The organism is Labilibaculum sp. K2S (assembly GCF_030372765.1).
Taxonomy (GTDB): Bacteria; Bacteroidota; Bacteroidia; order Bacteroidales; family Marinifilaceae; genus Labilibaculum.
Map to the genome: position 1 here is coordinate 73,101 of NZ_JAUCMW010000019.1, position 12,203 is coordinate 85,303.

The following is a 12,203-nucleotide window of genomic DNA, read 5'->3' on the forward strand; positions in this document are numbered from 1 at the left end:
GACAGCCTCTTTTTGTTTAGAATGAATTCTAATTTGTGGAGAGAGGGATTATGCATCTCTATACTTGTTATGAATATCAAATGGGTTCTCGTCCCTTTCAATATAGTTTAGCCCCAAAAAAGACTGGAGTAAAATTTCACATTTAAAAGAGTTAAATTTAGGGCATATCGAAAACAAAATTATAATCATATGAAACTATGATATTAACTGGGGAAGAAGTATAAAAGTGTTATTATCTGTATTTACAAATCAAATATCTAAAAATAAATATCGAGCAAGCAGCTAACTATTAATTTGGTGCTTCGAGACTTTCTTTTAGTGATTGGAGTTTCAAAATGGTTTATGCTGATAAGTTTCAGGAGTTATTGCGATCTCAGGGAATAGAAAAAGAGTGGCATGTGCAAGGAAAGCTTCAGGTAATTTTGGATAATCTTTATGCACAAAAAAAGGTTGAACCTATGATTGTGGTTTTGCCTAACGGAAGAGCAATGAAAGATGATTGGGCCGTAGGGAATATCTATGATAGTTTGAAAGTGGCTGCTTTTGCAACATTTGAAAAGGACTTGATTAGTGATTTGATTCCATACATAGAAAAGAGTTATCCCGTGTTTGCCGATCGAGAACATCGTGCCATCGCCGGACTTTCCATGTTTCAAAAATTTCATCAAGGATCACTTTGATGAATGCACGTGATATTAAGTATGTAAAATTATATAAAGACTACTAAAGTTTTATTGTTATGTTTCAAAAAGTATGCAGATTAGTGTTGTTATTGGGGTTCATATTCCCTATTGGATTAAAAGCACAGGAAAAGCTATATCCCAACGAATTCGCTTTGGGAGATGTAAAACTACTCGATGGGCCGTTCAAACATGCCCGCGACCTGAATATTGAGGTTCTCCTGAAGTACGATGTTGATCGTTTATTGGCTCCCTATCGGAAAGAAGCTGGATTACCTCAAAAGGCAAAGAGCTATCCCAACTGGGAAGGTTTAGATGGACATATAGCAGGGCATTACCTGACTGCAATGGCAATGAATTATGCCGCAACCGGGAATGTAGAATGTAAAAAGCGCATGGATTATATGATCTCTGAACTAAAGGACTGTCAAGAAGCTAATAGCCAGAAATATCCTGATTGGGGTGTTGGGTATGTTGGAGGCGTTCCACACAGTGCGGCTTTATGGTCAAAGATCAAAGCAGGAGATGTAGGAGCAATATGGAAGGAATGGGCACCCTATTACAATATTCACAAAATGTATGCAGGCCTTAGAGACGCATGGTTATATACCGGTAATGATGAAGCAAAGAACATTTTTCTTCAATTTTGCGATTGGGCAATTACAATTACTCAGAACTTGTCGGACAAGCAGATGGAAGATATGCTCGCCAACGAATACGGTGGTATGAACGAAGTTCTTGCCGATGCTTTCCAAATTACAGGCAATGAAAAATACCTTACTGCTGCAAAACGTTATTCGCACAAAATGTTTCTCGATCCATTGTCCCAAGGAATAGATATGCTTGATAACAAACATGCCAATACTCAGATCCCAAAAATTATTGGTTTCGAGCGAATTGCAGAGCTTAATCAGGATGATAAATATGAAAAAGCGGGTAGCTTTTTCTGGGAAACGGTAACAACCAACCGTTCGTTGGCTTTTGGCGGCAACAGCCGAAGGGAACATTTTCCGGCCAAAGAATCGTGTAGCGATTTTGCAAATGTCAATGATGGACCCGAATCATGTAATTCGTATAACATGCTCAAATTAACAGAAGATTTGTTTAGGGTGAATCCAGCTGCAAAATATGCTGATTATTACGAACGTACCATATTTAATCACATCCTTTCTTCTCAACATCCCGAACACGGCGGATATGTTTATTTCACCCCGGCACGTCCACGTCATTACCGGGTTTACTCGGCTCCAAACGAAGCGATGTGGTGTTGTGTTGGCTCTGGTATGGAAAACCACGGCAAATACAATCAATTCATTTATACCCATTCAAGCGATTCATTGTTCCTGAATCTTTTTATCGCTTCTGAGTTGAATTGGAAAGAAAAAGGGGTGAAAATCAAACAGGAAACAACTTTTCCTAATGAAGAACAAACAAAGCTTACCATTTCAGAGGGGGCTTCAAAATTCAAATTATTGGTTCGCTATCCAGCATGGGTAAGTAAGGGTGCTTTGAAAATTGCAGTGAATGGAAAGGATGTGGATTGCTCAATACTTCCTTCGTCTTATGTTTGCATCGACAGAAAATGGAAAAAAGGTGATGTGGTTCAAATAACGTTGCCTATGCGCAATACTATCGAACATTTACCCAATGTTCCTGAATACATCGCTTTCATGCATGGACCTATTTTATTGGGTGCAAAAACCGGAACCGAAGATTTAAGAGGTTTGATTGCGGATGATGGTCGTTGGGGACAATCTTCAAGTGGTAAATTTTTACCTATTGATAAAGCCCCAATTCTGATTAATGATGATATTCAAAATATAGGAAATAAGTTGGTTCCGGTAGATGGTAAGCCGTTAAATTATAAATTAAATGTAAAAATGGTCAATCCTGTCGAACTTACACTCGAACCGTTTAGTAACATACACGATGCCAGGTATATGATATATTGGTTGGCCTTGTCAAACTCAGGCTACACTGCATACACCGATTCTTTGGCAAACATTGAAAAAGAAAAACTTGCTCTGGAAAAACGCACAATCGATCAGGTGGCTCCTGGCGAGCAACAGCCCGAAACTGATCATGGCATGCTATCCGAAGATTCCAATAAAGGCAACAATTTGAATGAGTTTTTCCGCGAGGCCAAGAATGGTGGCTTTTTCAGCTACGATCTGGCAACGAAATCTGAAACCGGCTTGAGTTTGAGAGTCCGCTATTGGGGCGCAGAATGGGGTAGCAGGAAATTTGATATTTATATCGACGATGAAAAACTTCTGACCGAAGACAACACCGGAAAATGGAACTTGTCAAAATTTCGTGATGTGGAATATTCCATTCCCAACTCTATGGTTACTGGGAAAGAGCATGTAAGGATTAAATTTCAGTCCCTTCCGGGAAGTGCTGCAGGAGCTGTTTATTATATTAGGTTGGTCGAAAATTAATAGCCAACAAGTTTATAGTTAATTGAAAATAGTCTACTTTTTAATCTTAATGAGATGGCAGTAAATAGAAAAGACTTTTTAAAAAAAGTTTGTTTTTCAGGAGCGTGTTTGTGTGGGTTCGGTTCAATTGCGTTTTCAAAAAAAGTCGATGGCTCAGATGAAAACACAATGCAAGCTCAAACCCAAAAACTCTCCCTTTTACAGGAATGGATAGCAAGTATTCTACTGAATGTAAATGTTGGATTAGACAAAGAGTCTGCCCGGAAAGTAATTAAAAAAACCGCAGGGGTTCATTATGAAAATCTGAAAATGGATGCTCTTTTGGCGGAGTATAAAGGTGACCTTGACAAGTTCACTGTTTTCCTGCGCGAAAAATGGGGTTGGAAAGTAGATTACGACAAGGAGAAAGGAATACTCATTGCCGATGAAAACAAAAATTACTGTGTTTGTCCAATTGCAGTTCACGATAAAGAAAAAGATTCGTCTGCAATGTGCTATTGCTCTGAAGGGTTTGCAGAGAAGATGTTTTCATCGGTTTCGGGCGTACAGGCGGAGGCAGAAGTTATTGCTTCTGTTCGAAAAGGAGATACAAGTTGTAAATACAAAATCGTATTTCCTTAAGATTTAGGTTTATCCAATATTTGAATTAATATTATGAAGAGAAAATTAATCGAATTGTTGGTGGTGTCATTCATGGTAGTTTCTTTGAAGAACACAGTGGATACCTGTCGGATTTGGTTATGATTCGTGGCATGTGCCAATGAATACAGTAACGGATTACATTTGGTATGGCAAAGATAAGGAGTGGCAAGAGTTTTATGCTGATAAGTTTCAGGAGTTGTTTCGATCTCAGGGAATATCTGAATTTAAAGACCAATTGAATCTTGATAGTACTGAACCTGAGCTTGTTGTTGGATATATGGGGTGCCGGAAAACTGAGTTGTGGAATGCCAAACTTAAGCCATATATCGATGGTTATTTCGGTCTTTATTATGGTAAATTGTTATATCTGTTTAGTTTGCTGTATTTAAGTGGAAAATATCAAATAATTATACCTCAAAAATAACAAACGAAGACATTTAAAGCTTTAAATAAAAAAAATGAAGAAACTCTTTTTATTCTTGTCAATTAGTATGCTGTTTACCTTAGCCGTAAACAGTCAGGTGATTATAGAATCGGCACCGCAAGGTTACGATATGGTTAATGCTGATGTTTTGCATGGAAAAATTGATACAATAACTTATACTTCGAAAACTGTTGGTTGTAGTCGGCGTGCTCTCATTTACACACCCCCTGGTTTTTCAAAGAATAAAAAGTATCCTGTCCTTTATCTGTTGCACGGAATTGGAGGTGATGAAAAAGAGTGGTATGTGCAAGGAAAGCCTCAGGTAATTCTGGATAATCTTTATGCACAAAAAAAGGTTGAACCTATGATTGTGGTTTTACCTAACGGAAGAGCAATGAAAGATGATCGGGCTGTAGGGAATATCTATGATAGTTTGAAAGTGGCTGCTTTTGCAACATTTGAAAAAGACTTGATTAGTGATTTGATTCCATACATAGAAAAGAGTTATCCCGTGTTTGCCGATCGAGAACATCGTGCCATCGCCGGACTTTCGATGGGAGGAGGCCAAACTTTGAATTTTGGCTTGGGTAATATGGATCAGTTTGCCTGGATTGGAGGCTTCTCTTCTGCACCCAACACAAAAGAGCCCGAAAAGCTGTTGCCAAATCCCAATGATGCCGCTAAAAATTTGAGTCTGCTTTGGATCTCATGCGGCGATAAAGATAACCTGATCAATTTTAGTAAGCGTACTCACGATTACTTGGAAAAGAATAGTGTACCTCATATTTACCAGGTGATTGCCGGTGGATACCACGATTTTAATGTGTGGAAAGATAATCTATATCATTTTTCACAGTTGTTGTTTAAGCCGGTTGATTATGCCCTGTTTTCGGGTGTCAACAGTGAGGGGCGAAGAGCTGAATCAAATGTGCGTTCAGCTCAATACCCAAAGATATTGACTGATGGAAGAGCTGTTTTTCGCATTAAGGCACCGGAAGCAAGTAAGATACAGGTTGATTTAGGCCGAAAATATGATATGATAAGGCAGGCTGATGGGTTTTGGGAAGTTACCACCGATTCGTTGAGCGAAGGCATTCATTATTATTCTTTAATCATTGATGGTGTTACCGTGGCTGATCCTTCAAGTGAAACATTTTACGGTATGGGACGCATGGCAAGTGGTATTGAGGTGCCTTTTGCCGGAGATGGTTACTACCAAATAAAAGAGGTTCCTCATGGCGATATTCGATTCAAGCGTTACTATTCAAATTTAACCCACTCGTGGCGTAATTTTTATATGTATACACCTCCCGGTTATTCTCAGAATACTAAAGAAAAATATCCTGTGTTGTATTTGTTGCACGGAGGAGGAGAGGATCAGCGCGGATGGGCAACTCAGGGTAAAACCGATTTGATTTTAGATAACCTGATTGCCGAAGGAAAAGCGAAACCTATGGTTATTGTAATGTTAGATGGCAATTTGGCATTGTCAGGGTTTAGTAAGGGTTTTCTGAAACTTTTTGAATCAGAATTAAAGCAAACAGTCATTCCTTTCGTTGAAAAGAATTATCGTGTTAAAACCGATTCTCAGTCACGTGCATTGGCAGGTTTATCTATGGGCGGAATGCAAACTCTTTATGCGGGAGTACGCAATACTGATCTGTTTGGGTATTTGGGCGTATTTAGTTCTGGATGGATTCATCCGATGCAAGACGATATTGCAAATAAAGAGTATGATTTTATGAAAGAAAACGCAGCGCAGATTAATAAAAATTTGAAGTGTTTTTGGATTTCAATGGGAGGAAAAGAAGATATTGCCTGGAAAAACGGTCAGAGAATGCTTGGTAAATTCGATGACATAAAAATTAAATATACATATAGCGAATATCCTGGCGGACATACCTGGCCGGTATGGCGAAACAACCTGTATAATTTTTCACAAGTGTTATTTAAGTGATAATAGTGCGTTTCTTAGTTGAATGAGTCAGGTAAAATTAATAGGCATAAAAATGAAATTCTTTTTTATTTCAATATTATTATGTGTGTGGAGTACTGCAATATTATCTCAAGTTGCATCTGTAACCTCACCAAACAAACAAATAAATGTTGTGGTGAATGCTCCAAATGAGTTTGTGTCAGACACATGGTTTTTACAGGTAAATTATGATAGTAATGGATCAACACAGATTATTCCTAAAATAAATCTTGGGTTGGTGCGTAGTGACCAGAATTTTAGTAAGGATTTACAATTTCTTAAAACAGGAAAAGCCCGATTAATAACCGATAACTATTCAACTCTACATGGCAAGCGTTCTAAATGCACAAATTCTGCTAACGAAATAACTGTTTCATTTCAAAATCCCGGGAAGGCAAAATTAAATCTAATTATTAGGGCTTATAATGATGGCATTGCTTTTCGGTACGAATTTCCTGAAAAAAATGGGACATACCTGGTAAAGGATGAGTTAACAGCTTATTTTATTCCTGATAGTACAAAAAGATGGCTCGAAAAATATAACCCTGCAAATGAGGGGCTCTACTCTGAAATGGTAGATGGTAATATTCAAAAGGATTGGTGTTATCCCGCACTTTTTAATACAGCCGATAAAAAGTGTTGGTTTTTAATTCATGAAGCTGATTTAAACCGAAATTATTGCGGAACAAAGCTTTCAAACTATAGTGAGAAGACATCCTATAAAATAACTTTCCCCGATGAATGGAATGGCAGAGGAACAGGTGAGGTGCAGCCAACTATTTCATTGCCATGGAAATCGCCCTGGCGTTTAGTCATTATCGGAGGTCTTAATAATGTTGTTGAGTCAACATTGGTAGATGATGTGTCAACACCTTCTGTAATTGAGAATACGGATTGGGTGCAACCTGGCAAAGCTTCGTGGAATTACTGGTCTGATAATCATGGTACAAAGAACTATAGAACAGTTTGTAAATTTGCCGATTTGGCTGCTGCTTTTAATTGGCGATACACTTTACTTGATTGGGAATGGGATGCCATGGGTAACGGCGGGCAATTGGAAGATGCTTTAAAATACATTCATTCTATAGGTGTTACGCCATTGATGTGGTACAACTCGGGTGGCGAACATACATGGGTTGGCGCCACACCAAAAGACAGGATGTTGACTCATGAAAACCGTATGGAAGAATTTGCCAGATTAAAGAAATTAGGTGTTGCTGGGGTGAAAGTCGATTTTTTTGAAAGTGAGAAACAGAATATGATAAATTATTATCTTGATATTTTAGAAGATGCTGCCCGGTTCGAGATGATGGTTTATTTTCATGGCTGTTTAGTACCGCGAGGATGGGCACGTACTTATCCTAATTTGATGACATACGAAGGTGTGCGGGGGGCTGAATGGTATAATAATGGGCCGGAATTTACGACTACTGCACCAAGACATAATTCCATATTGCCTTTTACCCGAAATGTTGTTGGAAGTATGGACTATACACCGGTTACTTTTACTAATTCTCAGTATCCACATATTACCTCTTATGGGCACGAACTGGCATTGAGTGTTGTGTTTGAATCGGGAATTCAACATCTGGCCGATCGTCCCGAGGGATACTATAATCTGCCGGATGCAGTCAAGAACTTTTTAAAAGAGGTACCAAATAGTTGGGATGATACCAGGTTCCTCAATGGCTATCCGGGAAAAAGCATTGTTATGGCTCGAAAAAAAGGGAATCAATGGTACATAGGCGGGCTTAATTCTGAAGATAAAAAGCTTACGCAAAACGTTGAATTTGGATTTTTGCCTGATGGAATGAAATATAAGCTGATTTTAATTACCGGTGGAGGTTTTGATACAGAGTTGAAAACCAAATATATGGTGGTTGATAAATCAAGTATTGTTCTTGTAAAGTCTTTACCAAGGGGTGGTTTTGTTGCTAGTCTAAAACCAATGAATTAACGAATAAATCTATAAAATGAAACGAGCCATTAATAAAGCTTCCCAAAACAAGGGGATGATGATCTTTTGCGAGTTTCATCTGACCTTAAAAAATAAAATATAAACAGATGAAACCGACATAGCCGGAGCAAATAATTGGAAACAAAGGAGCATGATTATAAATTGCACAGGTTATCGTGGTTTTGATAATTTTTAAACAAATGGAAATACAAATCGACTCTACCGTGTTTAAAAGGGGATTTTTAATAGTCTTAAATCTTCTTTTGACTCTGACTGTTTGGGGGCAGGAATATCCTTTTCAAAACCCGGAATTAAGTTCCCGGGAGCGCGCTAAAGATTTAATTTTAAGGCTTACGCTTGAAGAAAAGGCAACACTAATGTGCGATCAGTCTGACGCTATACCACGGCTGGATATTAAGAAATTTAACTGGTGGAGCGAAGCTTTACATGGATATGCCAATAATGGTAATGTAACCGTATTTCCCGAACCTATTGGGATGGCAGCTTCATTTAATGATGAATTGTTGTATGATATTTATAACGCTGTGTCAGATGAAGCACGTGCCAAATACCATGAGTGGATTAATATGGGTAATGAAAACAAACGTTTCCTAAGTCTTTCAGTTTGGACACCGAATGTAAATATTTTTAGAGACCCTCGCTGGGGACGTGGACAGGAAACCTATGGCGAGGATCCGTACTTAACTTCACGAATGGGCGTTGCGGTAGTAAAGGGCTTGCAAGGACCTGCCGATGCTAAATATCGTAAGTTGTTGGCTTGTGCAAAGCATTATGCAGTACATTCCGGCCCGGAATGGAGTCGTCATGAATTGAATCTTAACGACGTGGATCCTCGGGAATTATATGAAACCTACCTTCCGGCATTTAAAGCTTTGGTACAAGAAGGTGATGTGCGCCAGGTGATGTGCGCATATCAGCGTTTAGACGATGAGCCTTGTTGTGGAAGCACAAGGCTTTTGCAACGTATTCTTCGCGACGAGTGGGGATATAAGTATTTAGTTGTTTCTGATTGTGGGGCAGTTACTGATTTTTTCACTTCACATAAAGTATCTTCCGATGCTGTTCATGCCGCCTCAAAAGCTGTTCTTTCTGGAACCGATGTAGAATGTGTTTGGAATAATTATCCTTATAAGACATTACCAAAAGCTGTTGAAAAGGGATTGATAAAAGAAGAAGATATAGATAAAAGCTTAATGCGTGTATTAATTGGGCGTTTTGATCTTGGTGATTTTGATGATGATTCAATGGTACCTTGGGCACAAATTCCTCCTTCAATTTTGAATAATGAAAAACACAGACAGCTGGCACTTGATATGGCTCGCCAGTCACTGACTTTGCTTCAAAATAACAACCATATACTTCCATTATCCAAAAAAGAGAATAAAATTGCCGTTATAGGACCCAACGCCGGCAATGAGCCCATGTTATGGGGAAATTATAATGGTACACCGGTACGAACTATTTCTATTCTTAACGGTATAAAAACCAAATTGGCCGATAATACTCTTTTTTATGATAAAGGTTGTGATTTAGTGGAGGATAAAGTTACCCAAAGTTATATAGGACAATGTGTTTTTGAAGGCAAACCCGGGTTTAAAGCTACTTATTGGAATAATAGTGAAAGAAAAGGTGCTGTTGCTGCAACTACGCAAATTACCAATCCAATTAAATTAACAACTGCCGGCCAGCACGAATTTGCATCAGGTGTAAAACTTGAGGGTTTTTCTGCTTTATATGAAACCGAATTTGTGGCAAAAGAAACCGAAGATCTTGTTTTTAAAGGAGGTGCCTCAGGAGCTTTTGAATTGTTGGTAAATGGCGATACTATTCGAAAATACAATAACTGGCGCTTACTCTCCTCAAAGATGCCTATTAAAGTAGAAGCAGGTAAAAAGTATAAAATTGAAATACGATATGCTCAAATGAACGATTGGCAGGCCAATATTGAACTGAATTTCGGAAAAGAAGTTGATGTAGATTATTCCTCCTTAATTAAAAAGCTAAAAGGCATAGATGTAGTAGTATTTGTAGGAGGACTTTCCGGCGAACTGGAAGGCGAAGAAATGCCGGTTTCTTATCCGGGTTTTAAAGGCGGTGACCGTACCAATATTGAATTGCCATCTGTTCAGCGTAACTGTTTAAAGGCATTGAAAGAGGCTGGTAAAAAATTGGTTTTCGTTAACTGCTCTGGTTCGGCCATTGCTTTAACCCCCGAAACCGAAACGTGTGATGCTATTCTTCAGGCTTGGTATGCTGGAGAATCGGGAGGACAAGCTATTGCTGATGTTCTGTTTGGCGATTATAATCCTTCCGGTAAATTGCCGATTTCATTTTACAAAAACTCTGAAAAATTAGGTGATTTTGAAGATTATTCCATGAAAGGTCGTACCTATCGTTATACAACGGATGTCCTTTTTCCGTTTGGCTATGGATTAAGCTATACTAAATTTGATATTGGCAAAGCTTCCATAAGTAAAACAAAAATTTCTGCTGAAGAATCTATTTCGTTAACTGTTCCGGTTAAAAACTCAGGAAAGAATAGCGGAACAGAAGTAGTTCAAGTATATGTGCATAAAGAAAATGATATCGACGGCCCTTTAAAAACGCTAAGAGCCTATCAGCGCATAACAGTTAAACCGGGCGAAACTCAAAAAGCCACCATTAAATTACCAGCCTCTTCTTTTGAGTTTTATGATTGGGATCAACGAAAAATGGCTGTAACACCTGGTGAATACAAAATATTTTATGGAAATAGTTCGGATGCAAAAGATTTAAAAATGATAAAAGTCACAATCAACTAATTTATTATCAATGTGATATGTGTCACCTTCTCTGCTATGATTCTTTAAGCTTCGTAGAGTTTGCTTATAAAATCAGGAATATATCAGCAGGAGACTGTCTTTTTAACTTTTCTCTTAACAAAAAAAACAAATCACGATGAAAAAGAAGCTTTTCTTGAAACTTGTTCTCTTATTTATTTTAGCAGGAGATATGTGTTTCGCTCAAACAACGTCTAAAAACATAATTGAAGATTTTAAACCTTCTGAATTAAATCAGCCGGGCAAAGAATACCCTCAAGTTAATTCACAAGGATACGCTCGTTTTCGTGTTGATGTTCCTGGTGCGGATAGCGTACGTGTTAGTCTTGGGCTTGGTGGCCGGGGGGGCACAAAACTGGAGAAAATGGAAGATGGTTCATGGATGGGGACTACAGAAGGGGCTATGGACGAAGGTTTTCATTACTATCATTTAACCATTGATGGTGGTATGTTTAATGACCCGGGAGCAATGAATTTTTTTGGTTCATTACGCTGGGAAAGTGGTATTGAAATACCTGCACACGACCGTAATTTCTTTGCTTTGAAAGATGTTCCTCATGGGAAAGTAGAACAAATACTTTTTCCTTCAGAAAGTACAAAAACAATACGTAGGGCATTTGTGTATACGCCTCCGGGCTACGGAATAAATCAGTCAGAAAGATATCCTGTTTTATACCTTCAACATGGTTGGGGTGAGGATGAAACAGCTTGGGCTAATCAAGGGCATGCCAACCTGATAATGGACAACCTGATTGCCGAAGGAAAATCTAAATCGTTCATTATTGTAATGACTTACGGCATGACCAACGAAACTAAAATAGGAGGGTTAAAAAGTTTTGACATTACCCCGTTTCAAACCGTTTTAGTTGATGAATTAATTCCTTATATCGATGCAAATTTTAAAACATTAGATGAGCCTGAAAGCCGTGCAATGGCTGGCTTGTCGATGGGAGGGTTTGAAACCAGGTTGATTACTCTTAATAAGCCGGAAGTGTTTTCGTATTATGCACTTTTGAGTGGAGGGGTTTATGTGCCTGATGATATAAAAGACAAATCAACGGTAAAATTGATTTTCGAAAGTTGTGGTAGTCGTGAAAATCCTGAACGTGTAAATAATTCTGTTAAGAGTTTAAAAGACGCTGGGATTAACGCTGTTTCATATGTTTCGGAGAACACAGGTCACGAATTTTTGACTTGGCGCCGTAGTTTGAAAGAGCTTGCACCAAAATTATTTAAATAGGAAA

General features: G+C 38.4%; 8 protein-coding genes. All 8 read left to right on the forward strand.

The window, feature by feature from the left end; all coding sequences use genetic code 11:
• Positions 1-335 precede the first annotated feature (335 nt).
• The 8 genes from QUH73_RS16980 (at position 336) to QUH73_RS17015 (ending at position 12,199) form a co-directional block, all read left to right on the forward strand.
• Positions 336-680, forward strand: coding sequence for an alpha/beta hydrolase (locus QUH73_RS16980; RefSeq protein WP_289531633.1), 345 nt, complete (start codon positions 336-338; stop codon positions 678-680).
• Between the two features lie 59 nt (positions 681-739).
• The gene (locus QUH73_RS16985; protein ID WP_289531634.1) at positions 740-3,121 is read left to right on the forward strand and encodes a glycoside hydrolase family 127 protein; all 2,382 of its coding nucleotides are present in this window, start codon (positions 740-742) and stop codon (positions 3,119-3,121) included.
• A 54-nt stretch (positions 3,122-3,175) separates the two neighbouring features.
• A complete protein-coding gene (locus QUH73_RS16990; protein WP_289531635.1) occupies positions 3,176-3,742 on the forward strand; it encodes a hypothetical protein in 567 nt (188 codons plus the stop codon).
• Positions 3,743-3,881: 139 nt separating this feature from the next.
• Complete coding sequence (locus tag QUH73_RS16995; protein ID WP_289531636.1) at positions 3,882-4,187, forward strand: hypothetical protein; 306 nt, start codon at positions 3,882-3,884, stop codon at positions 4,185-4,187.
• Positions 4,188-4,221: 34 nt separating this feature from the next.
• On the forward strand, positions 4,222-6,144 hold the full coding sequence (locus QUH73_RS17000; protein ID WP_289531637.1) for an alpha/beta hydrolase-fold protein: 1,923 nt from the start codon (positions 4,222-4,224) through the stop codon (positions 6,142-6,144).
• 52 nt (positions 6,145-6,196) lie between these two features.
• Complete coding sequence (locus QUH73_RS17005; RefSeq protein WP_289531638.1) at positions 6,197-8,119, forward strand: glycoside hydrolase family 97 protein; 1,923 nt, start codon at positions 6,197-6,199, stop codon at positions 8,117-8,119.
• A 200-nt stretch (positions 8,120-8,319) separates the two neighbouring features.
• Positions 8,320-10,941 (forward strand): xylan 1,4-beta-xylosidase, encoded by a 2,622-nt coding sequence (gene xyl3A / locus QUH73_RS17010; protein ID WP_289531639.1) that lies wholly within the window; start codon positions 8,320-8,322, stop codon positions 10,939-10,941.
• Between the two features lie 136 nt (positions 10,942-11,077).
• Positions 11,078-12,199: an alpha/beta hydrolase-fold protein gene (locus QUH73_RS17015; RefSeq protein WP_289531640.1), complete on the forward strand. Its 1,122-nt coding sequence runs from the start codon at positions 11,078-11,080 to the stop codon at positions 12,197-12,199.
• Positions 12,200-12,203 lie beyond the last annotated feature (4 nt).

What these genes read in the sequence shown, in the direction of transcription:
- QUH73_RS16980 (WP_289531633.1), top strand. Translation starts at nt 336, where the DNA reads ATGGTTTATGCTGATAAGTTTCAGGAGTTATTGCGATCTCAGGGAATA.
- QUH73_RS16985 (WP_289531634.1), top strand. Translation starts at nt 740, where the DNA reads ATGTTTCAAAAAGTATGCAGATTAGTGTTGTTATTGGGGTTCATATTC.
- QUH73_RS16990 (WP_289531635.1), top strand. Translation starts at nt 3,176, where the DNA reads ATGGCAGTAAATAGAAAAGACTTTTTAAAAAAAGTTTGTTTTTCAGGA.
- QUH73_RS16995 (WP_289531636.1), top strand. Translation starts at nt 3,882, where the DNA reads ATGAATACAGTAACGGATTACATTTGGTATGGCAAAGATAAGGAGTGG.
- QUH73_RS17000 (WP_289531637.1), top strand. Translation starts at nt 4,222, where the DNA reads ATGAAGAAACTCTTTTTATTCTTGTCAATTAGTATGCTGTTTACCTTA.
- QUH73_RS17005 (WP_289531638.1), top strand. Translation starts at nt 6,197, where the DNA reads ATGAAATTCTTTTTTATTTCAATATTATTATGTGTGTGGAGTACTGCA.
- xyl3A (WP_289531639.1), top strand. Translation starts at nt 8,320, where the DNA reads ATGGAAATACAAATCGACTCTACCGTGTTTAAAAGGGGATTTTTAATA.
- QUH73_RS17015 (WP_289531640.1), top strand. Translation starts at nt 11,078, where the DNA reads ATGAAAAAGAAGCTTTTCTTGAAACTTGTTCTCTTATTTATTTTAGCA.